Source organism: Veillonella atypica KON (assembly GCF_002959915.1).
Classification (GTDB): domain Bacteria; phylum Bacillota; class Negativicutes; order Veillonellales; family Veillonellaceae; genus Veillonella; species Veillonella atypica.
In genome coordinates this window covers 14,480-39,674 of sequence record NZ_PPDE01000001.1, presented here as the reverse complement: position 1 = coordinate 39,674, position 25,195 = coordinate 14,480, and the positions used below count along the sequence as shown (strand labels likewise).

23 protein-coding genes are annotated in these 25,195 nt (G+C 40.1%); 5 read left to right on the top strand and 18 right to left on the bottom strand.

Going from position 1 to position 25,195, the window contains the following annotated elements; translation table 11 throughout:
- Window positions 1–53: 53 nt before the first annotated feature.
- Complete coding sequence (locus VAHSUH02_RS00200; protein WP_038148409.1) at window positions 54–647, top strand: PepSY domain-containing protein; 594 nt, start codon at window positions 54–56, stop codon at window positions 645–647.
- Window positions 648–956: 309 nt separating this feature from the next.
- Here VAHSUH02_RS00200 and VAHSUH02_RS00195 read toward each other — a convergent pair whose 3' ends face one another.
- The 4 genes from VAHSUH02_RS00195 to VAHSUH02_RS00180 form a co-directional block, all read right to left on the bottom strand.
- Window positions 957–2,228 (bottom strand): O-acetylhomoserine aminocarboxypropyltransferase/cysteine synthase family protein, encoded by a 1,272-nt coding sequence (locus VAHSUH02_RS00195; RefSeq protein ID WP_038148408.1) that lies wholly within the window; start codon window positions 2,226–2,228, stop codon window positions 957–959.
- 352 nt (window positions 2,229–2,580) lie between these two features.
- Window positions 2,581–3,540, bottom strand: a complete 960-nt coding sequence (gene metA / locus VAHSUH02_RS00190; RefSeq protein ID WP_005381637.1) for a homoserine O-acetyltransferase MetA — start codon at window positions 3,538–3,540, stop codon at window positions 2,581–2,583.
- Between the two features lie 11 nt (window positions 3,541–3,551).
- Entirely contained in the window at window positions 3,552–4,736 is a 1,185-nt protein-coding gene (locus VAHSUH02_RS00185; protein ID WP_005382052.1) for a MalY/PatB family protein, read from the bottom strand.
- A gap of 12 nt (window positions 4,737–4,748) precedes the next feature.
- Window positions 4,749–5,882, bottom strand: coding sequence for a trans-sulfuration enzyme family protein (locus VAHSUH02_RS00180; RefSeq protein WP_005382050.1), 1,134 nt, complete (start codon window positions 5,880–5,882; stop codon window positions 4,749–4,751).
- A 433-nt stretch (window positions 5,883–6,315) separates the two neighbouring features.
- Between VAHSUH02_RS00180 and VAHSUH02_RS00170 the strand changes: the two genes are divergently transcribed.
- The 3 genes from VAHSUH02_RS00170 to VAHSUH02_RS00160 all read left to right on the top strand — a co-directional run bounded on the left by VAHSUH02_RS00170 (window position 6,316) and on the right by VAHSUH02_RS00160 (window position 9,235).
- Window positions 6,316–7,329 carry a FecCD family ABC transporter permease gene (locus VAHSUH02_RS00170; protein WP_005382046.1) on the top strand — a complete coding sequence of 338 codons (1,014 nt, stop codon included), beginning with the start codon at window positions 6,316–6,318 and terminating at the stop codon, window positions 7,327–7,329.
- A gap of 48 nt (window positions 7,330–7,377) precedes the next feature.
- Window positions 7,378–8,124 carry an ABC transporter ATP-binding protein gene (locus VAHSUH02_RS00165; RefSeq protein WP_005381608.1) on the top strand — a complete coding sequence of 249 codons (747 nt, stop codon included), beginning with the start codon at window positions 7,378–7,380 and terminating at the stop codon, window positions 8,122–8,124.
- A gap of 109 nt (window positions 8,125–8,233) precedes the next feature.
- The gene (locus VAHSUH02_RS00160) at window positions 8,234–9,235 is read left to right on the top strand and encodes an ABC transporter substrate-binding protein (RefSeq protein ID WP_005382027.1); all 1,002 of its coding nucleotides are present in this window, start codon (window positions 8,234–8,236) and stop codon (window positions 9,233–9,235) included.
- 84 nt (window positions 9,236–9,319) lie between these two features.
- Here the strand turns inward: VAHSUH02_RS00160 and VAHSUH02_RS00155 are convergent, their stop codons facing one another.
- From VAHSUH02_RS00155 to relB, 11 genes are all read right to left on the bottom strand, one after another.
- Entirely contained in the window at window positions 9,320–9,946 is a 627-nt protein-coding gene (locus tag VAHSUH02_RS00155) for a DUF805 domain-containing protein (RefSeq protein WP_038148407.1), read from the bottom strand.
- Between the two features lie 179 nt (window positions 9,947–10,125).
- Complete coding sequence (locus tag VAHSUH02_RS00150) at window positions 10,126–10,701, bottom strand: DUF805 domain-containing protein (RefSeq protein ID WP_005382023.1); 576 nt, start codon at window positions 10,699–10,701, stop codon at window positions 10,126–10,128.
- Between the two features lie 9 nt (window positions 10,702–10,710).
- Entirely contained in the window at window positions 10,711–11,694 is a 984-nt protein-coding gene (locus VAHSUH02_RS00145; RefSeq protein ID WP_005382021.1) for a DUF805 domain-containing protein, read from the bottom strand.
- A gap of 36 nt (window positions 11,695–11,730) precedes the next feature.
- Window positions 11,731–12,522: a tryptophan synthase subunit alpha gene (gene trpA / locus VAHSUH02_RS00140; protein WP_005382019.1), complete on the bottom strand. Its 792-nt coding sequence runs from the start codon at window positions 12,520–12,522 to the stop codon at window positions 11,731–11,733.
- Window positions 12,515–13,708: a tryptophan synthase subunit beta gene (trpB, locus tag VAHSUH02_RS00135; protein ID WP_005382017.1), complete on the bottom strand. Its 1,194-nt coding sequence runs from the start codon at window positions 13,706–13,708 to the stop codon at window positions 12,515–12,517. The genes trpA and trpB overlap by 8 nt, the downstream gene beginning before the upstream one ends.
- A 5-nt stretch (window positions 13,709–13,713) precedes the next feature.
- Window positions 13,714–15,144: a bifunctional indole-3-glycerol-phosphate synthase TrpC/phosphoribosylanthranilate isomerase TrpF gene (trpCF, locus tag VAHSUH02_RS00130; RefSeq protein WP_005382016.1), complete on the bottom strand. Its 1,431-nt coding sequence runs from the start codon at window positions 15,142–15,144 to the stop codon at window positions 13,714–13,716.
- 3 nt (window positions 15,145–15,147) lie between these two features.
- Window positions 15,148–16,158, bottom strand: a complete 1,011-nt coding sequence (trpD, locus tag VAHSUH02_RS00125) for an anthranilate phosphoribosyltransferase (RefSeq protein WP_005381999.1) — start codon at window positions 16,156–16,158, stop codon at window positions 15,148–15,150.
- Window positions 16,159–16,665: 507 nt separating this feature from the next.
- Window positions 16,666–17,232, bottom strand: coding sequence for an anthranilate synthase component II (locus VAHSUH02_RS00120; protein ID WP_005381624.1), 567 nt, complete (start codon window positions 17,230–17,232; stop codon window positions 16,666–16,668).
- Complete coding sequence (locus VAHSUH02_RS00115; protein ID WP_038148406.1) at window positions 17,232–18,701, bottom strand: anthranilate synthase component I family protein; 1,470 nt, start codon at window positions 18,699–18,701, stop codon at window positions 17,232–17,234. Before VAHSUH02_RS00115 ends, VAHSUH02_RS00120 begins: the two co-directional genes overlap by 1 nt.
- Window positions 18,702–19,125: 424 nt before the next feature.
- Window positions 19,126–19,389, bottom strand: a complete 264-nt coding sequence (locus VAHSUH02_RS00110) for a type II toxin-antitoxin system RelE family toxin (RefSeq protein WP_005381996.1) — start codon at window positions 19,387–19,389, stop codon at window positions 19,126–19,128.
- A gap of 3 nt (window positions 19,390–19,392) precedes the next feature.
- Window positions 19,393–19,617 (bottom strand): type II toxin-antitoxin system RelB family antitoxin, encoded by a 225-nt coding sequence (gene relB / locus VAHSUH02_RS00105; RefSeq protein WP_005375493.1) that lies wholly within the window; start codon window positions 19,615–19,617, stop codon window positions 19,393–19,395.
- Window positions 19,618–19,799: 182 nt separating this feature from the next.
- Between relB and VAHSUH02_RS00100 the strand changes: the two genes are divergently transcribed.
- Window positions 19,800–20,978 (top strand): MFS transporter, encoded by a 1,179-nt coding sequence (locus VAHSUH02_RS00100; protein WP_005381995.1) that lies wholly within the window; start codon window positions 19,800–19,802, stop codon window positions 20,976–20,978.
- 139 nt (window positions 20,979–21,117) lie between these two features.
- Here VAHSUH02_RS00100 and dcuC read toward each other — a convergent pair whose 3' ends face one another.
- The 3 genes from dcuC to VAHSUH02_RS00085 all read right to left on the bottom strand — a co-directional run bounded on the left by dcuC (window position 21,118) and on the right by VAHSUH02_RS00085 (window position 25,136).
- Window positions 21,118–22,371, bottom strand: a complete 1,254-nt coding sequence (gene dcuC / locus VAHSUH02_RS00095) for a C4-dicarboxylate transporter DcuC (protein WP_005381994.1) — start codon at window positions 22,369–22,371, stop codon at window positions 21,118–21,120.
- A 96-nt stretch (window positions 22,372–22,467) separates the two neighbouring features.
- A complete protein-coding gene (locus VAHSUH02_RS00090; RefSeq protein ID WP_005381993.1) occupies window positions 22,468–23,712 on the bottom strand; it encodes a M20 family metallo-hydrolase in 1,245 nt (414 codons plus the stop codon).
- Between the two features lie 128 nt (window positions 23,713–23,840).
- Window positions 23,841–25,136: an amidohydrolase gene (locus tag VAHSUH02_RS00085; RefSeq protein ID WP_005381992.1), complete on the bottom strand. Its 1,296-nt coding sequence runs from the start codon at window positions 25,134–25,136 to the stop codon at window positions 23,841–23,843.
- Window positions 25,137–25,195: the final 59 nt, after the last annotated feature.

Genomic DNA, 25,195 nt, shown 5'->3' with positions numbered 1-25,195 from the left:
AATCTACTTGCACAATTGCTTTTGAGCAAAATCCTTTTATGGAGGTAATTAACATGAAAAAAGTAAATAATTTGTCTAAAGTATTATGTGCTCTTGGCGTAAGTACTGTATTGATTGCAGGCGTAGCATCTGCAGCTCCTGCTTACCCAGCTCCTAGTTCCTGGAATGGTGTTGGTAGCGTAGCATCTCCAATGCAAAGTAGCGAAATCGACTACGTAGGCGCTGTTACTACATTACATCGCTACTATCCAGATGCAATGGTAACTTCTATCTCCTATGATGCAAAACATCATCCAACTTACGAAGTAGAAGCATATACTAAGACACAAAAAGTGGAAATGAAAATCGATGAAGCAACAGGTCAAGTTGTTTCCAATCAAGCAAAATCCATTAGTGCATGGAACAAATTAAAGAAATCTCACAGCTTTAATCCACAAAACTCCATCACACCAGAATCTGCTGAAACAAGAGCTATCGAACGCGTAGGCAGCGATTTCCAAACAATGGAATGGGAATTGGAAATGGACGGCAACAAACTTGTCTACAAACTAGACATGACTAACGGCGGCGACAAAAAAGCAGACGTTAAGATCGATGCTATTTCCGGTAAAGTTCTCAGTGCTAAAGTAAAAAATACAAAATACTAAGCATAACCCATATATTATATAGATACACCTAACCACTATATAATATATCTCTCCAATTTCTTAACACACTCATAAAACTAAACACTCATAAAAACTATACACACATAAAACAAACCCTTTTAAACACACATATACACATATTAAAAGACCTTGAATCGTTGAATTCAAGGTCTTTTTCTTTGGGTTATAGGACAAAAAGGCTGTACCAAATTATGTCACGACATCTTGGTACAGCCTCTTATTACAAGGTTTTCTTTTTATGTTCTATAGGTTTTTGGAGTTATGCTTTAAGGAGTTTAGAAGTTAAGATTAAGCTTTATCCAATGCTTGAGAAAGATCATCGATAATATCATCAATATTTTCAAGACCAACAGACAAGCGGATCATATCTGGTGTTACGCCAGCAGATTTTTGTTGTTCTTCATTAAGTTGTGCATGTGTTGTGGATGCAGGGTGAATAACAAGAGATTTAGCATCCGCCACATTAGCAAGGTTAGAGAAGATTTGCAATGCATCAACCAATTTAATGCCTGCTTCTTTGCCGCCTTTTACGCCGAATGTGAATACTGCACCAACCCCTTTAGGGAAGTATTTATCAGCTAATGGTTTATATTTACTATCTGCAAGTTCTGGATAGTTAACCCAAGCAACTTTAGGATGTTTGCTCAAGAAATCAACTACTTTACGAGCATTTTCTACGTGACGTTCTACACGCAAGGACAATGTTTCGATACCTTGCAAGATTTGCCATGCTGCTAAAGGCGTAATGCATGCGCCTGTATCGCGAAGCAATTGAGCACGAATTTTTACTGTGAAAGGAATTGGTAAGTCACCATATACTAGACCGTTGTAGTGTTCGTCCCCTTCAGCAAAGCTAGGATATTTACCAGATGCTTTATAGTCAAATTTACCAGATTCTACAACTACACCAGCCAATGTTGTACCATGACCACCAAGATATTTAGTAGCAGAGTGAACGACTACGTCTGCACCATGTTCTAATGGACGGAACAAGTATGGGGATGCGAATGTATTATCTACGATTAAGATAATATTATGTTTATGTGCAATATCAGCTACTGCTTGAACATCGATAAGGTTAATGCCAGGGTTACCGATAGTTTCGATATATACAGCTTTTGTGTTGTCATCAATAGCTGCTTCAAACTCTTCCAAATTGTCAGGATTAACGAATTTAGTTTCGATACCAAAACGAGGCAATGTAGCAGTGAATAAGTTATATGTACCACCATACAATGTAGATGCAGCAACGATATTATCACCTGCGCTTGCTACATTCAAAATGGAGTATGTAATCGCTGCAGAACCAGATGCTACAGCAATACCACCAGCACCACCTTCAAGTTGAGCTACACGAGCATCCAATACGTCAGTGGTAGGATTGTTAAGACGAGTATAAATACCACCAGGATTAGTCAAAGCAAAACGGCCAGCTGCTTCCTCTGCATCTTTAAATACGTAAGATGTCGTTTGGTAAATAGGTACTGCACGGGAACCTGTTGGATCCACGGTATGACCTGCATGTAATTGTAATGTTTCAAATTTATATTGTTTGCTCATTAAATTCAACTCCCATTCATCTAAAGGAATAAACTTCATTTCTTATGCCTATTATATTACTATGTATTAAAAAATATGTCTACCACTTTTTATAATACATTCTCCATAACTATAAGCTATGGCCAAAATTTTGGCGCCCTTTGAATATAATATTGATATAAAGAACCTGTGGGACATCAAAACGACTTCGGGCTCTACTAAAATTTGGGTGCACCTTAAAATTATAGCTGATATGGAAAGAACCGAATGCGTTCCCAAAGACGACTTTGGCCCTGCGTAGGCCGTAGGCCGGAGTCAGACCCGGCCGGTGGAGTCTTTGGGAACACATTCGGTTCACTTACATACTCTGCATTTAAATATAAGCACCAAAATTTTTATCTCGTTCAAACTTCATTTTCTGAATTTGTTCAATAATATATGGTGTTTCTTGATATACGTAATAGTTCAACCAATTCGTAAATAGCAATGTGCTTACGGAACGCCATCTTACGATTGGTTTTTGTTTTGGATCATCATCAGGGAAATAGTTTTCTGGTACCGCAATGTCTTCACCTTTAGCAAGATCTCGTACATATTCGCGATTGAGTGTATCCCAATCGTACTCGGAGTGACCAAAAACAAAGATGTGTTTGTTATCTAAGCTTCGTACGATGGCAGCCCCAGTTGGTTCAGAACCAGCTAACAATTCTAATTCCCTATGTGCTTTAATTTGCTCTAATGAAACTGTAGTATGGCGGGAGTGCGGCATCCAGAACTTTTCATCAAAACCTCGTAAGAGAACCGGTTGGTCGTTATAGATATCATGTTCATAAACGCCGAACAATTTAGTATCCATAATTTGTTTATTAATGCCGAAATGATGGTACAGGCCAGCCTGTGCGCCCCAACAAATATAGAACGTGGAGCATACGTGTTCTTCACTCCAATCCATAATTTCTACAAGCTCATCCCAATAGTCAACCTCTTCAAAAGGCATCAGTTCTACAGGAGCACCGGTAATAATCAAGCCATCAAAACACTCATCTTTAACTTCGTCAAAGGTACGGTAAAAAGTCTCTAAATATTCTTCATCTACATTCTTAGATTTTCGAGATGCTGTATGCAATAAAGTTAAGTTTACTTGCAATGGGCTATTACTAAGAGCGCGAAGGATTTGTGTTTCCGTAACCTCTTTTGTAGGCATCAAATTGATAAGCAAAATATGAAGCGGACGAATTTGTTGTGTTTCCGCTCGTTCCGTATCCATTACAAAGATATTCTCTTGTGCTAACTTTGTTATAGCCGGTAAATTCTTAATAACTTTAATCGGCATTGTGAAACCTCCTAAAACCCTTTAGCGACATAAGCGCGACGCAATGCCTCTAAACCTTCTGTCAATGTTGCACGAGGGCAGGCAACATTGATGCGTTCAAACTTTTCACCATCTTTACCAAACATGGAACCACTATCCAGCCATAGCTTTGCATCATTAAGTAGCCACCGTTCACGTTCTTCTGGTGTCAATGGCAGTTCAGAGCAATCAAACCACATGAGATACGTACCCTCAGGTCGATACATGTGAAGCTTTGGCAAATATTCCTTAAAATAATCAAGGGTATATTGAATATTCCCTTGAATGTATCCCTTTAATTCATCAAGCCATGGTCCACCCACTTCATAAGCGCCTTGGCAACCTACAAGTCCCATCGTGTTCAATTGACTATAGCCTGCACGGTCGATTTCTTTGACGAATCTACGACGCAAGGAATCATTAGGGATGAAAATATTAGATACTTGTAAGCCTGCAATATTAAAGGACTTACTAGGGGCTGTACAAACGATGCAATGCTCTGCATAGCTTTCACCAAGATCAGCAAAAACAGTATGCTTGTGACCATCCCATACGAAATCCGCGTGAATTTCATCGCTAATAATAATAACATTATGTTTAATACAAATATCACCAAGACGTTTTAACTCATCTTCGGTCCACACGCGGCCCACAGGGTTATGCGGATTACAAAGCAAGAATAATGTTATATTATGCTCAACAATAGCGCGTTCTACGCCTTCAAAATCGATTATATATGTATCTGCCCCTTGAATCAAAGGAACGTTAATCAAATTACGATCATTATCATCGATGACCATGCTGAATGGATAATATACAGGTTGATTAATGAGTACGCCTTCCCCTTCCTTTGTGAAAGCACGCACTGCCATAGCAAGCGCAAATACAACGCCCGGAGTTTTTACAAGCCATTTTTTATCTATATTCCAATTAAAACGGCTAGCGAACCATTCTTTTAGTACATTGAAATATGCATCATCAGATTCCGTATATCCAAAAATACCATGATTAACGCGATCTAACAAGACTTGCTTTAATTCACTAGGAATTTCAAAGTCCATATCCGCTACCCAAAATGGTAATACATCAGCAGGTTTACCACGTTGTACAGCAAAATCATATTTTAGAGACTTTGTATGTTTGCGATCTACGATTTTGTCAAAATTATATCGGCCCATAATAGCCTCCTTTTATTTATTGAAAGCTTGTGCTAAATCAGCAATCAAATCATCTGTGTCTTCAATGCCAACAGACAAGCGCAACAAGCGACGTGTAATCCCTTTGCGTTCCGCATCTTCAGGTTTTAAATCTGGATGTGTTTGTGTAACAGGATATGTCAACAAGGATTCGGTGCCGCCTAAACTTTCAGCAAATTGAATCAATTGAATACCTTCTAACACTTGTTTAGCGGTCTCTTCACTATCTACTTCAAAGGACAACATTCCGCCAAAGCCAGTAGTTTGAGATTTGTTCACTTCATAGCCTGGATGTTCTGGAAGTCCAGGGAATAATACCTTTGTTACCTTCGGTTCTTGTTTCAACCATTCTGCGAGAGCAATGGCATTCTTTTGATGCTGTTCCATACGGAGCGCCAAAGTTTTGATGCCACGAATGACAAGCCAGCTATCAAAGGCAGATAAACACGCGCCTACTGTCTTATAAATAAGGCGCAATTGAGCTGCCAATTCATCATCTTTTACAATGGTAAATCCAGAAATTACATCATGATGACCACCGATAAATTTAGTCCCACTATGGACAACAATATCTGCACCAAGATGTAATGGTTTTTGGAAATAAGGGCTTAAAAATGTATTATCTACAATAACAAGTGCATTACGGTCATGTGCCATTTTACTCAACGCACGTACATCGGTAATTTCCATCATCGGATTTGTAGGTGTTTCAATGTACACAGCTTTAGTGTTTGGTTTAAAAGCTGCTTGTACAGCATCAAGATCAGATGTACCTACATAGGTAAATTCGACACCATTCTTTTCGTAGATATTAGTAAATAATCGAATGGATCCACCATACAAATCATCCCCTAAAATAACATGGTCTCCAGGGGAAAACAAATGGAATACTGCATCAACAGCAGCCATCCCCGAAGAAAAAGCGATTGCATCAGTACCTTCTTCAAGTCCTGCAATTAATGTTTCAAGGCGATCACGAGTTGGGTTAGACTCACGTGTATATTGAAATCCTGTTGTTTCACCCAAACCAGGATGTGTAAATGTACTGGACATATAAATGGCTGGAGAGATTGCCCCTGTACTATCTGGTTTGCCACTACCGTGAACACATTTTGTATTAAACTTCATCGTAACATCTCCTTGTATATGGTAAGATATATCATTTTATAGAACATACTATAAAGCCACTCTAATTTCCTACTATTAGCTAGGAATTAATATACCCACTATCAAACTATAGTATAGTAATATAACTATTATAAAAAGGTCTCTATACTTAGTCAATTAAAAGAGCTTCTCACAAAGCGTAATAAGGCCTTTTAAGTCATATGTATTTTGAATGAGTAGCCATAACTTTTAGTTTCATTTATAAAATATACTACTACCAGAATTTTTATGAGTTTACAGGAAATATTAAAAGTTGTCTCTATACCTATACCTATACCTATACCTATACCTATACCTATACCTATACCAGTACTTCTATTGTAATTACATCGAGCATTATCTATACTAATATTAGTATAAGTTAATGTAATTATAAGTATCATTTTGAGGCATCATGCAAAACACTATTAAGGCTTTAATTTTAGGAGCAATACTCATTGTATCCCTCGTCACATCTCTTCAATTTGGATCCACCTTTATCCCATTGACAGATGTGCTTAACAGCTTATCATCACATCTAGGAGGACAAACACTAGTTATTCCCCACATGACCGATACTATCTTATGGGATATTCGGTTGCCACGGCTCATGTATTCCATTTTGACTGGTATAGGCCTATCCGCAGTAGGTCTTTTAATGCAAACGGTAACACGCAATGCACTAGCAGATCCTTACGTATTAGGTGTATCATCAGGAGCTAGTACAGGCGCAGTATTCGCCATCATTTGTGGAGGTCTACCGTTACTAGGAGCATACAATACGCCTTTCTTTGCCTCCTTTGGTGCCATGTTATCCATCATATTAGTTTTATTATGTGTTGGTAAAAGTAACAGTCCCGTAAAACTTATCCTCATCGGCATGGGTATGACAGGCATTTTCTCAGCGTTAACAATGATGATTATTTATGGTGCCAAACATGAAGCACAAGTACGAAGTGCCATGTTTTGGTTATTAGGTAGTTTCGCGGGCATCCAATGGCAAGATTTACCATTATCAGCCATCATTGTCGCTCTATTTTGTTTATTCATCTACATTTATAAGCAAGATTTAGATGTCTTACTCCTCGGAAACCAAGAGGCTGCCAACATGGGACTTTCAGTTAAAACATTACAATTATCCATCGTTATAACATCATCCATAGTGATTGCAACCTTAGTATCTAAGGTAGGTGTCGTTGGTTTTATCGGTCTTATTATCCCCCACCTCGCCCGTATTACAGGTGGTCCTAAACATAAAAATACTTTGATATTTAGCATGCTCATAGGCAGCATCGTCATGATTTGGTCTGATGTACTATCTAGAGCACTATATAGCCCAGAAGAAATCCCTATCGGTGTTCTTACCTCTTTATTAGGGGCCCCATTATTTATCTGGATTATTATGAAACGATATAAAAATATCGGCTAAGTACAATACAAGGATTAGTTAATCCTATTTCTAGGACAAAGGAAATTTATGTATACAGTTAATCACTTAAGCTTTGACTATCCTACTCGATCCGTATTACATGATATATCGGTAGAGTTTCCCACTAATAAAATCACAGCCATCATTGGCCCTAATGGGTGCGGGAAATCAACATTGTTAAAGCACTTATCAAAATCAATCTATTCTAAGGGGACCATCACACTTAATGATGAACCGTTAGAGTCAATCGATTCGTCACGATTTGCAAAATTTGTATCCATCTTATCTCAAATGCATAATGCTATGATTGACGATTTTCTTGTGAAAGATATAGTTCTCATGGGGCGCTATCCTCATAAGACACGCTTTGGGAACTATACAAGGCGAGATGTAGCCATTGCCGAATCCTATATGGAGCATATAGGTATTTCACATCTTGCAAACGAAGAAGTGCAACACCTTTCAGGTGGTGAATTACAACGTGCATTTATTGCAAAAGCCCTAACACAGGAACCTACCATATTATTGCTAGATGAGCCTACAAACCATCTAGACCTAAAATATAAGTTGGCTTTAATGAAAGAATTGCAAACATTCAAAGGAACGGTTATTGTCGTTCTTCACGACATTCAATTGGCAGCCACCTATTGTGATAATATCGTATTAATGAATAAGGGACGCATTGTAAAAACAGGTTCTCCACAAGAGGTGTTAACACCAGAGCTATTGGAACCTGTATTTGAAATTCCCTTTACCACAAAGACAGAAGACGGTATTTATCGTATTCAATATTAGATTTTATAGCGTTTAACGCTAAAAAATATATAGCTATATGCAGGTATATAGTTAATCTACTTATGTTGAGGACTTCCTCACGTACTGTTTTTACAGAAAGGACATTATAATGTTAAACAAAGTAAAACGCTTTACCCTTCTAGGACTATTGGTGGCAGGCACAACACTAGCTTTCACTGGCTGTGGCACTACGTCCCAACAAAACACACAAACAGCACAAGCAATCGCTAGCTGGAGCGAAACATTTGATGGTGCTACTACAAACTTCTCCGTAAGTGCACCTCCTACACATGCTGTATCCATGTCCCAAGCAACCACAGAAATGATGCTTCAACTTGGTCTTTCTGACAAAATGGCCGGTACCGCCTTCAAAGAGGAAGAAATTTATGGACCTTTACAAGGTGAGTACGACAAAGTGAAAGTTTTGTCTGATAAATGGCCTTCCTACGAAGTATTCATGAGTGTTAAACCTGATTTCGCTACAGGTTGGCCTGACTCGTTCAGTAAACGCGCAATTCCTGCAGACAAAATGATTGCAAATAATGTTAATATTTGGATCCCAGAATCTATGCTTTCCACTAAAGCCGATTTAGAAACTAATTTTAAAGACATGATTATGCTAGGAAAAATCTTTGGTGTAGAATCAAAAGCTAATGAATGGGTTACTTCTCAACGTGACACACTTTCAAAGGTACAAGCACAATTGAAAGATGTCCCAAGAAAACGCGTATTTATCTATGATTCTGAGGATGGTCAACCGTTCACAGCATTTGAAGGTTATACTACAAATATCCTTCGTTTAATCGGTGCTGATAATGTTATGAGCGGTCTCGGTGTGGATAAAACTTGGGCTAAAGGCTCTTGGGAAACAGTAATCGCACAAAACCCAGACTATATTATTATTGCTGATTATAGTAACTCTATCCGTAATGATGACGATTTCCAACAAAAAATCGCTAAATTAAAATCTAATCCTCAATTGCAAGATATTACAGCAATTAAGGAAAATCATTTCATTCGTGTAAAATTATCTGAAATCACACCTGGCGTTCGTACTGTAGATGCTTTAAAACGCTTAGCGCAAGAAATTCACGGTATTACAATTCAATAATTATTAAATAAAAAAGGTCCGTAAAATGCGATTTTTCACATTTTACAGACCTTTTATTTTAATCAAAATGCTCTATACATATATTCAATTTGCTAACATCCAATCCACTAGTAACCATAATACAACTAACACCACTATAAGTATTATAGTCAATGGTGTAGATGGCGTCGCATCAATAAATCCATATTTATGTGCCATTTGCTTTGTAATGACTTCTACCCCTGTTGGATTTCCAAACCGGTTAGCCGCGGTCTTTCCAGGCAAGGCCATTAATATTAATACTGCCGGAATCCCGACAAAAGGAATGAGTCCCAATAGAACAGGCCACCCAGACCAACCAAGATCATGTAAACGTCGAACAGCAACGGCTACACCTGGTATGATAAATCCAATCGACAAAATAAAAAGAACTACTAGCCCTAAGGCAACCCCCGTTGTTCCCGATACAGGTGTTACACAACTAATAGCAGCGCATATAAACAATATAATGGCTATAATTAATTGATACACAAGCATAAAATGCCAGTATTCACTGCGACTAGCACGCCCCTCAAAATTCGCGTATTTATGAACTACACAGTGTTTAAAATTTTCTATAAAACCCAATTCATAGGCATCAAGTGGTAATGGAATATTTTTCATATGCCCACAATACGGGCAATAACGCTCTGAACTAGGTATTCTTTGTCCACATTTTGGACAAGCACGCATGCCGAACCTCTTTCTACAATATGATTTACATACATTATTATCTAATTCGAATTATTTAGTTTCATCTATTATTCATTTTACAATATTTTTCAATATAGTCAATAAATCCACATTTAAACTTTCATAAAATTTTCATATAAAAAGAACCTCGTCTTACCAAATGGTAAAACGAGGTTTGACTAGAATATGCCTCTAGCATTAAAGGATACCCATGCGCTTTCAACAAACTGCTGGGTAAAAATCCAAACGTATAAAATAATAGCTACCGCACCCATCAAAATATCTTCTCTTACAGTAGGCGTATGCTCTAGGCCTAACTGTTGCTCCATAACAGGTGTAACACAGGTATACCCTGTTTTTCCCCCATACACATTCATGGATACGTCACCTTTTTTCACAAGATTAGATAAGAGCACAAAGATACCAACAATAGGAATAAATACTAAAAGAAATGTTAATCCGCTCTTTCCAACATCATGCAATCGACGACAGGTAATAGCAAGACTGGGTAGAAAAAATACGAGCTGTAATATGACGAGCAGCACCATTGCATAATCACTAGCAGCCGATGTATTGCCGAGCACCATATCTACGATAAGACCGAAACCAGCTAGCCCATCTAAAATAATTTCTCGGCACACCATAAAACGCCAAAACTCACTGCGGCTAGCACGACCAGAAAAGGTAACATATTGCTTGAATCCACGTTTAAGGGCATCCATATAACTTACATCATATATCATATTCTGATTCATAGGCCCTCCTTATCGCTCTTCATATTTTTGATCGTACGGCACAATCGACTCAATACGCCACGTATCATGCTCATATATCATCTTGACGAACATTTGATTAGGATAGGCTTTATCTGTGAAAGTCAGCTCAAAGGAAATATGATCTACATCGTCATCATCTCTCAACACAGCTTGTAAACGGAGCGAAGACATTTGACGATTATGAGTAGCTTTAACAGATTTAACCCATTGATCATAGGTGCCATATTTTTCACGTTCTCGATGAGCCAATAAACGATATGCCTCTTGATATTGTTCCTTATTAAGATATGTATAATAATTTATTACAACCTGTTTAGCAGATTCAACAGCTGTACTACTACCTAAGGTCTTCTGTGCCATAATCATAAACGCACCAGGTTGCATCTGTAAATACGCATCGATTTCCTTATCTGCAGCAGAGGAAAAACTATATATCCCAATCCCCCAGCTAACAATAGTAAGAAAAACAGCAGCAATAATACTTGTTTTCCCATATGATGTATGAGATGCATTGCTTAATATACCTAGGTTTTGCGGATTATCCACCGCGTTATCGCTAAATAAATCTATTTCTTCAAAGGATTCAACTGAGCTTTCAATAATAGGATGTTTCTTTGTGCCTCGCAGCAATAATACGATAACGATTAGAATGCCTATATAGGGAATAAAGCCTAACAGCAAAAGCCATTCGCTATTATTTGTATCATGTAAGCGACGTACCATAGCACCCAAATTAGGCAATGTAAGGGCCATAATCGAAATAAACCACAGCGCAAAAACTATGCCTATTGTATATATAAATAGGGCACTATACAGGGACAGTAAACCTAGCACGGCTAAGCAAACACCAACAATCAAATGTTCAACGAGCATAAATCGCCAAAATGCGCCCCGAGAAATGGTGCCAGAAAAATCACAATACCGATCTATAATATTATCTTTTATTGTATCAATTACTAATTGTCGTATCATTAAACATCCTTTTTCTCAAACGACAGGGCAACTATATTATGCACCAGCCTTTAAAACGGCTTGTTTCATAGATTGTACGTAATCAAACAATGCTTGATCTGCATTTTCCCCATGTTCAGCAATGATTTTAACAATAGCGGAACCTACGATAGCACCATCGGATACACGCGCCATAGCTTCTGCTTGTTCAGGTTTGGAAATACCGAAGCCAACGGCTACAGGAATATCTGTGTATTTACGAATGGTTTCAACGATGGATTTAATATCCGTCTTGATTTCGCTACGCATACCGGTAACGCCCAAGGACGATACACAATACACGAAACCTTCCGCTTCTTTTGCGATCATTTCGATGCGATTTTCAGATGTTGGGGCAATCAAGGATACTACTTCAACACCATGCTTATGAGCAATTGTTCCAAGTTCACCTTTTTCTTCAAACGGCATATCTGGCACAATAACGCCAGAAATGCCAACCTCTTCACAGAGGGTAAAGAATTTTTCACGACCGAATACATAGATAGGATTCAAATAGGTCATGAATACGAGTGGCACTGTCACCGCATCATCACCAGTACGCAAACGGCGTACCATATCGAAGATATCGTGAATTTTTACACCTGTAGACAATGCACGCGTGCTTGCCTCTTGGATAACTGGGCCTTCCGCTGTCGGGTCTGAGAACGGAATACCAATTTCCACCATATCAGCGCCAGCTTTCACCATGATGCGAATATACCGTTCCGTATTCTCAATACCATGGTCACCAGCACTAATAAATGGGATGAATGCCTTGCCCTTTGTGAAAGCGTCTTTAATTTTACTCATGAAGATCCACCCCTCTGTATTTCGCCATAGCCGCAACGTCCTTATCGCCACGACCAGATAAACAAATAATAATGATATCGTCCTTACTCATTGTAGGCGCAATTTTACGTGCATGTGCCACCGCATGAGCACTTTCAATAGCAGGAATAATCCCTTCTAAGCGAGATAAGTATTCAAACGCATCTACTGCTTCATCATCTGTAACAGGTACGTATTCAGCACGACCACTGTCGCGTAAGTACGCATGTTCAGGTCCAATACCAGGATAATCAAGGCCTGCAGAGATGGAATATACCGGTGCAATTTGACCATCTTCATCTTGGCAGAAGTAGGATTTCATGCCGTGGAAGATACCTACTGTACCATTTGCCATCGTAGCAGCATTCATATCTGTATCTACGCCATGGCCAGCTGCTTCACAACCAATGAGGCGTACACCTTCATCAGGAATGAAGTTATAGAACATCCCCATCGCATTGGAGCCGCCACCAACACAGGCCATAACAGCTGTTGGCAACTTACCTTCCGCTTCGAGAATTTGTTCACGCGCTTCACGGCTGATGATGGATTGGAAATCACGAACGATCATCGGAAATGGATGAGCCCCCATAACGGAGCCCAACACATAGTGTGTATCGGACATACGATTTGTCCATTCGCGCATCGCTTCGGATACAGCATCTTTCAATGTGCTAGTACCTGTTGTTACAGGATGTACCTTTGCGCCCAATAATTCCATGCGATATACGTTGAGTGCTTGTCGTTCACAGTCCTCAGCACCCATGAATACTTCACATTCCATGCCCATCAATGCGGCTACCGTAGCTGTTGCTACACCGTGTTGACCAGCCCCAGTTTCAGCGATTACGCGTGTTTTACCCATCCGTTTTGCCAATAGCATTTGGCCAATTACGTTATTCAATTTGTGAGAACCAGTATGGTTTAAATCTTCCCGTTTCAGATAAATTTTGGCACCACCAAGATCCTTTGTCATGCGGTCTGCATAATACAAAAGGGATGGACGACCTGTATATTTTTTATGTAAATCCTCAAGTTCGCGCACGAACTCTGGATCATCTTTGTACTTATTGTACGCTTCTTCCAATTCGATGACTGCATTCATCAATGTTTCTGGCATAAATTGACCACCGAAGGCGCCAAAATAGCCATGTCTTTGTTCACTCATATAACTTACCTTCCTATACTCTTCACAATCTTGGTGAAAGCTGTAATCTTCTCATCGTCCTTCACACCATTTGTTTCAATGCCACTGCTAATATCAATACCATATGGGCGAACGGTGCGAATCGCACGCGCCACATTTGTACTGTCGATACCTCCAGCTAGCATGAATGGACGTTCAAACGTATCTAAAGAGGACCAGTCGAATACTTCTCCTGTACCGCCCCTCTCATCTTTATGATATGCATCAAAGAGAAGCATATCTGCACTGCTATCGATCCACTTCTCTACATCTGCCGCACTTCGGATTTGAATCGCTTTCCAAACCTCTACATTAGTACGTTCTTTTAAGGATTGGATGAAAGCTTCATCTTCATCGCCATGCAATTGCACAGCATCAAGATTCGCTGTATCGGCAATACGAACAAGATTATCTAATGTTTCATTAACAAAAACGCCTACTGTTTTAACTACCTTTGTGTCATAGTGATTTATACATTGCTTATGTAGTTCTTCAACCAATATTTCAGCTTGCTCCACTGTGACTTGTCGTTTGCTCGGTGCAAATACCAATCCCATATAGTCTGGTTTTGCTTCTACTACAGCAGGGATTGTTTCAACCTTGGAGATGCCACACATCTTAACCTTTGGTGTGTAATAGGTTGGGCCATACAGATATGCCAATTTTTCCACCTTGTTACGAGAACGCATAAAGGTTTCACCCATCAAGGCGACACCGATATTGTTATCCCGCAACACTTGGATATCCTCTGGCGTTTCTAGACCGCTTTCAGATACAAAGATCACATCGTCTTGAACGAGATTACGCAAGCGCACACTGTTTTGTACATCTACGGTGAAGTCTTTCAAATTGCGGTTATTAACGCCAATAATGCGAGCACCGCAATCGATAGCCATTTGTACTTCGTTTTCATCGTGAGCCTCAACCAAGGAGGACAAACCAAGAGAGTCAGCTAACTCACGGAACTTGGTCAATGTTGGCACATCTAAACATGCACAGATTAATAGGATTGCACTAGCGCCCCATACCTTTGCTTGGTAGATTTGGTACTCATCGATGATGAAGTCCTTACGAAGTACAGGAATTTTGACAGTGCTTGCAATTTCTTGCAAATATTTTTTATCACCTTTAAAGAAGTCTGGCTCCGTCAAAACGGAGATAGCCGCAGCACCAGCCACTTCATATTCTTTGGCAATGTCTAAATAGGGAAAGTGCTCTGCTATGATGCCTTTTGATGGAGATGCCTTCTTTACTTCGCAAATGAAGTTAAAGTCTTGCTGACGAAGGGCTGCTTCAAAAGGAAATCCTGTATCAGATGGTAACGCCAACGCCGCTGCTTTTACAGCCTCAGGTGATTCCACCTGTTTTTCTTGGGCTACCCGAATTTTGGTAGCCTCTACAATTGTATCTAAAATCAATGGTTATACCTCTTGTGTTGCTTTCACAAATTGTTCCATTGTAGCAAGAGCCTCGCCAGAATCGATCATATGTTTTGCCTCTTCAATGCCCTCTGCTAAAGTAATACCCTCTTTTGCAAGATAAATGGCCATTCCTGCGTTAAGAAGAACTGCGGTGCGTTTCCCGCCTTGCTCACCACCGAGAACGCGGCGAGTAATCTCAGCATTTACTGTTGCGTCGCCACCTTCAAGCTCAGTTTTATCAGTGTATTCGAAGCCATAGTCCTTAGGATCGAATTCGTAGCTTGTGAAAGTACCATTATTAATTTCGCATACGTACGTTTTGTTGGTAGCCGTAATTTCATCAAGGCCATCGAAGCCGTGTACCACAGCACCGCGTTTCACACCGAGGTTAGCCAATACATGAGCCAATGGCTCTACCAAGGATTTATCGTAAACGCCCATCAACTCAACCGTAGCGCCTGCTGGGTTCGCCAACGGCCCAAGGATGTTGAACACAGTACGAACGCCCAACGCTTTACGTACAGGGCCTGCATATTTCATAGCTTGGTGATATACAGGAGCAAACATGAAGCACATATTGGCTTTATTGAGAACTGCCTCGTTTTGTTCACCATTAAGCTCTAATTTAGCGCCTAATGCTTCGATCAAATCAGCAGCACCACATTTACTGGATACACTACGGTTACCATGTTTTGCTACAGGAATACCTGCAGCGGAAATAATGAAACCAGATGTAGTAGAAATATTGAATGTATTCGCTTCGTCCCCGCCAGTACCTACAATTTCCACAACAGTACCTTCATGAAGTACAGAACCTGCTTTCTCGCGCATAACCTCAGCGAACGCCGTAACCTCATATACAGTAGGGCCTTTTGCTGCTAGAGCACATAAGAAACCAGCCATAGGGACTTCGGCTACATCTCCGCTCATAATCTTGTTCATTGTATCCTTTGCAAGGTCATAAGATAAATCTTGACCATGGGTTACTTTATATAATGCTTCTTGGATCATTTATAACTCCTTACTTGTTGTTCATTTTGCTTCTGTTCAACGGTAATAGGGCATAGACTCTCATTCATATCGCTTGTGGATTCACAGGGACCTATTCCCTCCACCGGCCAGGTCTAACTTCGGCCTGCGGCCTTCGCAGGGCCAAAGTTGGGACTAGAACCCTGTGAATCCACAATAACACTACGACATTTAGTTCTCTATATGCCCTACTACCTGCTAGAACCGCTATCAAAATGAACAACAATTAAATATTTAAAAATGTTTCTGCGGCGCTGGGAAGGAAAACGGCGATGCCGTTTTCTTCCTTTTACGTTTAGGGAAACAAATGATTCGCAATTTTTATTAAAAGTGGTCATAGGACCGGATTTGGATTTAAATAAAGATGAAGTCGAGATGGTGGTCCTAAAACGACTTTGGCCCTGTCCCGCAGGGACAGATCTGGCCGGTGGAGGCTTTAGGGCCTCCATCTCGACTACAAATGTATATAAGACAATACCGGTCCTGGTACTACTTAGATAAGAAATTGCGAATCATTTGTTCCCCATTTGGTGTCATGATGGATTCCGGATGGAATTGCACGCCGTAGATTGGGTAGTCTTTGTGTTCTACGCTCATTACTTCGCCGTCGTCTGTAACGGATGTAACGATGAGTTCGCTTGGCATGGTTTCGTCAATGATCGCCAAGGAGTGGTAGCGTGCCACTTCAAATTGTTCAGGTATACCTTTAAGGATTTTGGATGGGTGTACTTGTTTAGCTACGCTTTGTTTGCCGTGCATAACTTGTTTTGCATAGGAAACGGTGCCACCGAATACTTCGCCGATGGCTTGGTGACCAAGGCATACGCCGAGGATTGGGAACTCACCTTTGCATTCGCGCAATAGGTCTTCATATACACCCGCATCAGCTGGTCTGCCAGGTCCTGGTGAAAGTATTACGTAATCTGGTTTCAACGCACGGATTTCTTCAACTGTTAATTCATCGCTGCGGATGACTTTAATGTCTGGATCGATAGAGCCTACTAATTGATATAAATTGAAGGAGAAACTATCGTAATTATCTATAAGGAGTACCATTATTCTACCTCCTGTGCATCTGTAATTGCGGAAATCATGGATTGGCCTTTGATCAAGGTTTCGTTATATTCACTAGCAGGAACACTATCGCGAACGATACCTGCGCCGGCGCGAACATAGACCTTACCGCCTTTATTCATAGCCATGCGGATACCGATACATACGTCCATGTTACCGGAGAAATCGATATAACCTACAGCGCCGCCATATACACCGCGTGGGCTTTTTTCTAGTTCGTGTAAGATTTCGATAGCACGAATTTTAGGAGCCCCGGACAATGTACCAGCTGGCAATGTAGCACCGATGGCATCGAGAGCATCTTTACCATCTTGAATGTCGCCGCTTACAGTAGATGTAATGTGAATTACATGGGAGAAACGTTGCAACATATGTAACGCCTCTACTTGTACGGAACCAAATTTAGCAATTTTACCTAAGTCGTTACGGCCAAGATCAACGAGCATATTATGTTCAGCTAACTCTTTCTCGTCGTTAATGAGTTTTTCTTCAATAGCGAGGTCTTCTGCTTCGGTTTTACCGCGGCGCATAGTACCTGCAATTGGGAAGGTGTACATTTTACCATCCGTCAATTTTACCAATGTTTCTGGAGAGGCACCTGTAAGCTCTACATCGCCACCAGATAGGTAGAACATGTATGGAGATGGGTTCAACGTACGCAATACGCGGTACGCATTTAACAAGCTGCCATCGAACTCAGCTTCACGGCGATTAGATACAACACATTGGAAGATATCCCCTTCCTTGATGTAATGCTGTGTCTTTTTAACAACTGCTTTAAACTCATCCTTTGTAAATTCAGAGGTAAACTCTGTTTTAAGAATACCTTTTGGAACATCTGCCTCTTTACCGTTTACTACGAGATCAGCTAATGCTTTAAGTTCAAGCTCAGCCTTGTTGTAGTTACGTTCCAAATCGTTTGTACTGATATTAGCGATTAAGTAAATTTTATTTTTATAATGGTCGAATGCAATAACCTTATCAAAGAGCATAAGGTCTACATCGTTGACCATGGCGGAGTCATCGTCTGGTGTTGGGAAATCGAGAGTTGGCTCGATGTAGCGAATGTATTCACAAGCGAAGTACCCTACAAAGCCACCTGTAAAGGTTGGTAGCTCTTCTAAGCGAGGGCTTTTATATTGGCTCAAAATATTGCGAATCTCTGCAGCTGGGTCAGAGCATTCAAAAGTACGTGTTGTACCGTCTTTGATAGTCATTGTATGGTTTTTGCAGAACAGCTCAATCTTAGGGTCGTAGCCCAAGAAGGAGTAACGGCCCCAATGATTACTATTATCCGCACTTTCAAGCAAGTACGTATGACTGCTCACTTGTTTTAATGCTTTCAACACGCTAATCGGTGTGCGTACGTCGGATAAAATTTCCATATATACAGGCACGATATCGTAGCCCGGTGCGATAGCTTTCACACGGTCAAGACTAGGGAAAATCATGAGAACCTCCATCTGGCATTTGCCAATAAAAAAACTCGCCCATGACAATATAACGTCAAGGACGAGTCTATAGTTCTATTATTACAATTTGATTGTATGTGCTATAAATCGCGGTACCACCTTGTTTGAATGCAGCGCATTCCCCTTTCGCAGGATACTAACATATCCCTCACGACTAACGCTCGTGTGACGTCGCACCATACTAGGAATGAAAGTTCATTCTGTTCCATGCGCCCTCGGTGGTCCATTTAATAAGCTGCGTACTACGGGTTCTCAGCTAATCCCGCTCTCTGTGAGTGCATTTCCTATTTTTATCTCCACCTCATCGGTTTCTTTCAGGCGAGTATAAAATTATAATCTGATTATAATGTTTCTATAGAATGAAAGTCAAGAAAAATCTCAACTAACATTATAATTTCTAAACTTATTTGTAGATTTCTTTCCTATGTGCTACTTCAAATAAAAAGATAACAAGTTTATCATCTTGAATATCTGCAAAGAGCCGATAATCCCCTACACGATAGCGCCAAACACCTTTAAGATTGCCTTTTAATGGTTTTCCATGCATTCTCAGATCAACACAATCAACAAGGTTCTTAACAACCCAGTTTTTTATAACTCGTACTACCGGTTTATCTAACTTCTTCAATTCTTTTAATGCCGAATCAGTAAATATAACCTCGTACATTTTCTATACCCCCAGTTCTTTCCAAACTTCCTCATGGGAGTAGTGTTTTTCTTTATTAATCCGATTACGAGCCCGCAAAATACGCTTTTCATCTAGTGCTAAGTCATCTTCAATTTTATCAAATACGACTTGTCTAATGAACGATGAAATATTTAAGTTATGTGCAGCTAAATAGGTTTGTAATAGTTTTTCTTCATCTGAACTAATACGTAATGAAATCGTTGCCATATGCTCACCTCCAAAATCATAGTATTAAATTAATTCTATCCACTCTCTTTAATCCGTATTACTTGTATTACAATTATATCTGATTATATATTATTTTTCTAATATTTATAATGCATAACAATCTATATCACGTTATACTATAAATTATATACTCGTATTCATTTATCGATTTAGGAGTTTTTATGGAAACGTGGAAACGAACGGTGTACATCAGTTTAGTCTGTGTATTCTGTATCGCCTTTGGGGTGAGCCAATTAGCGCCAATTTTACCTTTATACTTTCACGATTTAGGCGTGCAAACACCGGAGGCCATGTCACTATGGTCTGGCTTGGCTACAGGGGCCACATATATAATCGTATGTATAGCAGCACCCTTTTGGGGACGCATTGCCGATAAAAGAGGCCGTAAAATCACATTAATACGATCTAGCTTTGGCATGGCATTATGTAATATTTTAATCGCCTTTCAAACAACACCAGAAGGAGTTGTTCTAATTCGCTTAATTCAAGGTCTTGTTAGCGGTTTCTACTCAGCATCTATCACGCTAATTGCTTCGGAATCGCCTATTGAACGTACAGGATGGGCCTTAGGACTATTAGCCTCTGCAAATTTAGCAGGTTCATTAATAGGACCTTTATTGGGCGGCTATATTGCTGATACCGTAGGTATTCGCAATGATTTTATCATCGTAGGTATTATCATGAGTTTAGCGGGCCTATTAGCCGCTGTATTTATCCATGAAGATTATAAGCCAAAAGCTAATGTAGAAAAACTGTCAATCAGTAAACTGAAAGAACAAATCCCAGAGTTTAATAGCGTTATAGCTTTATGCGTAGCATCCTTTATCTATGCTATTTGCATCATGTCCTTGCAACCTGTTATCTCTGTATATATTAAAGGAATCGTTCCTAGTGATACAGAAAATCTAGCATTTATTGCAGGCGCTGTATTCTCCGCTATGGGTATTGCCCAACTTATGAGTAGTTCTCCATTAGGTAAATTAGTCGACAAAATTGGGCCACGCAAAGTATTAGTAATATCGCTTATTTATGTAGGGATTCTAAATATCCCTCAAGCCTATGTTTCTGATGTATATCAACTTGCAATAATCAGGTTCCTACAAGGTTTTGGTTTAGGTGGCATGTTACCTGCCTTAAACACTTACCTATCTTCAAAAACACCTCGAGAATTTACAGGCCAAGTATTTTCCTATAATCAGTCTTGTTTGTTTTTTGGTTATTTCTTAGGATCTGTTGGTGGTGCTAGCCTTATGGCATGGCTAGGCTTTACTGCCCTATTCTGGGTTAGCGGTGGATTATTTATTATTTCCGCGCTCTGGATTGGCCTTAAACTAAAATAATATACGTACAATACAACAAGAACCCCACAAAGACCGTTTTGATCTAATGGGGTTCTTTTATTATGTATTCTAAGATTTAACGTCTTTAATACACCTGTGATTTATGAATTTATAGTTTTACAGCTACATTTTAATCTAATCATAGTAACAATAGCATAATCACAACCGTAGCAATGATACATGGCACAGCATTGCGTTTTGCCATTTCCATAGGGTTAATACCTGCAAGGCCAGCAATGATGATACCTGCACCTGCTACTGGACTCATACTACGACCAATACCTGCGCCCAATTGAGCCATGGAGCCCAATTGCATAATGCCATAGCCAAAGTCTGCAGCATGAGGTGTTACAGCACCATTAAAGGCAAGGGCTGCTGCATTACCAGAACCAGAGATAACAGCCAATAAGAATGGACCAAAGGCTGCACCGATTTGGGCGATTTGTTGAGAGTTCTTCATGCCATCAATGAGTGCACTTGTAAGGCCGATATATTGCATACCCGCAGTAAAGCATGCAGCAGCAGCCATAAGACCGACTACATCACACATGCCATCACCAGTACCGCGGAAGAATTTCTTAACTGCTTCCGTTACATTAGGACGTACAGCAATAATACCAATAGCTGTACCAATGAGCATAGATACAGGAACAGAAATTTCAGGAATCACTGCTACTTGTTTACTACCGAGTACGAGTAATACAAGCGGAATGATTGGGATGATAGCATATAAATAATTTACTTTAAATTCTTTGCCTTCTTCTTCGTTAGCATCTTTCAATACATATCCTGTATGCTCTTTCTTAACGATAGCTACGATATTGAGCAAGATAGCTGCTACGACAATGCCAATAATGGCTTGCATAGAGAAGCTAGCAATAACGGTCATTACGTCTTCACCAGCGAGTTGTGCTACTTGAGGGTTAAACATAAGACCAGGACTCAATGCACTACCCCAAGTCCCTAAGAAAATAGCGGAACCTGCCATCGCTGGATGCACACCGGAGCGAATAAGTGCAGGAATTAATAGAGCACCTACTGCAGCTGCACAGCCTGCCGCTGTAGGCAACGCAATATTGATCAAGAACGTAATAATAACGGCACCAGGGATGATGACCTTAGTCATCTTCTTGAGGCCTGCAGAGATGAAATACACCATATGCTCTGTACATTTTGTATATTCCATAACATAACTAAAACCAAGCACAGTACAAATGGTTGGTACAAGACCTGGGTTTGTAAGCTCTTTCACAAATGCCGTCGTACCAGCACCAAGCTGTCCACCAATAAAACACATTAATAAGCCCGATAATAATAACACAAGCCGCGTTTCAAACTGTTTAATAATGGCAATGAACGTCGCCACTACAATAACAATACCAGCTATAACCATATTCTCTCCAATCCGTGTAATTTCAGTTCAGAATAGTTACAACCGCTCTATTCAATCGTATATCTGAAATACACCATTACACATATTGATATCAACTTACACAAGTTTTGTTGTTTCTAAACTAAGTTTTCTAAGTACTGTATCTAGTACCTTAGCACCCGTTATGATGTCAGCCAGGTCCGTAAATTCAGATGGATTATGGCTAATACCTTCACGGCATGGAATAAAAATCATTCCGGTAGGAACTACATCAGCCCAATGCATGGCATCATGACCAGCACCGCTTGGCATAGTCATATAGTCTACACCTACAGACTTAACAGCCTCTTCAATTTCGCGAATCATTGCTGGATGCATTGCCACCGGATGATCTTGTGCAATAGGTTCAATCGTATAGGATAAGCCTCGTTTCTCTGCAGTAACATCAATAAACTCTTTAATAAGAGTGCCCACAGAATCGCGAGCTACTTTAGATATGCTACGAATATCTACACCGAGTTTTACTGCCCCAGGAATAACGTTCATCGCTCCTGGCACAACCTCTACTACTCCGACTGTACCCACTACTGGAGGCTCTTCTTGCATGGATGCAATCTCCTCAATACCGAGAATGATTTTAGAAGCCCCACAGAGTGCATCATGACGCAAGTTCATCGGTGTGGCCCCACTATGATCAGCATTACCACGAATGGTTACATAGAACCGTTCTGGTGCGGCAATCCCGGTTACAATGCCGATAGGTTTAGCTTCGTGCTCTAACACTTTACCTTGTTCAATATGAATTTCTGTGAAAGACTTTACAGGTCTCTTATATTCCATATGCTCAATAGCATCTGGATTTAAATTACGCTCTTTCAATGCATCATACAAGGAAATGCCTTGTTTATCTACTAAGCGATGTAAATCTTGCAATGTCAATTCATCGCGCATAGCTTTACTACCCAATGTGGCTGCTCCAAAGCGGCTAGACTCTTCACACATAAAGTCTACTACTGCAATGGTATGGTCATGTTCAAAACCATCATCAGTCATACTGCGAACCGCTTCGATAGCAGATAATACACCCACAACACCATCATAATTGCCCCCATTAGGCACGCTGTCCGTATGAGAACCAACCATGACAACCGGTAAATCAGGATTCTTACCTACCTTATAGCCAATGACATTCCCAAAACCGTCTGTTTCTACAGTTAAGCCTGCGTCAACCATGCGTTTTATAATATATTGGCGGCCTGCCCAGTCTGCATCGGTGAAAGCAATCCGATTAATGCCTTCACCAGGTGCAGTTAACTGTGCCATAGCCTCAAAATCACTAGCTAATCGCTCTCGTTGAATCATATAACACCTCACAATCTAATACCTATATTACAACACATAATATATAGGTCCACTATACATATTCTTGATGCATACATCTATATAGTTATACATCTATAATGTAATGTATACATCATAATCAATATAGTCTATTTTAAATAGTGAGTAGCAATTGTCCCTAATGCAATAATACCATTTAGCATGTCTTCTTCATCAATATCGAATAATGGATTATGATGAGGTGCTTTAATAGCAGAGCCTAATACCATATATGTTGCTCGTCCACCACGATCAATAACACGGTTTAGGAAATAGGCACAGTCTTCACTGCCACCGCCACTATAATCAAATGGTACTTTTTTGAAAATGCCTAGTGGTTCAACGATAGATTGTACTTCACGTGCTAAATCATCACTAATACGACCTGCCGGTGTTTCACCTTGTTTTGTAATCTCAAAGGTACAATCATGCATTTCTGCAGCACCTTTAATAATCGTTTTAGTGCGTTCAATCATATAATCATTGATGTCTGTAGTAGCACCGCGAGTCTCTAGTTTAAGAACAGCTATATCAGGTGTAACATTACGACCTGTACCACTTTCAAAAACACCTACATTCATACGGGAAGCCCCTTGGCTATGGCGAGCAATGGCTTGTAAGTTAAGAACCGCTGTACAGCCTGCTAGCATTGCATTTTGTGCTTTCTCCGGAGAGCCACCTGCATGAGCTGAATAGCCATGGAATACAGCATCAAGTTTTGTAGTCGCTAAAAAGCCATGATCGCTACAAGCAAAGCAATTAGATAACTGTTCATTAAATCCGATATGCATGCCGAACATCAAGTCTACATCATCTACTACGCCAGCCTCTACCATCGCTTTAGCACCACGTACGCCTTCCTCTGCTGGTTGGAAGATCAGTTTAATAGTACCCTTCAAGCCATCCTTATGTGTAGCAATATATTCAGCAAGACCAAGCCCCATTGTCATATGTGTATCATGACCACACGCATGCATAGCCTTCTCATGGCGGGAACGGAAACCATTCTTAGCAGGAATATGGTTAGATGCTTTAGATTCGATTACATCATTGGAATCCATATCTGCACGGAACGCTACTACAGGACCAACATCACTAAACTTCATAGTTGCCTCAATAGCTGTTTTACCATAGCCCATCTTTTCTACTAGTTCAGGATCAGCACCTTCATCGATGGCACGATCCATAGCGGCTTTCATCACTTCATCACTAGGTAATCCCATACGAGAGTTTAAATCGAGCACTTCTGAGCCCAATGCCACATCATAACCCAATGAAATGAGTTTATCTGCAACCTTGGCTGCAGAGCGGTACTCGAGCCACGCTGGCTCTGGATACATATGAAAATCGCGGCGCATAGCTATAAACGCATCACGACGCTGTTGTACAAATTCCTTAATGTCCATAATTATCTCCTTAATAAAGCTAAATCTATCTACTTCTACTATATGAATAGATGTAGGAA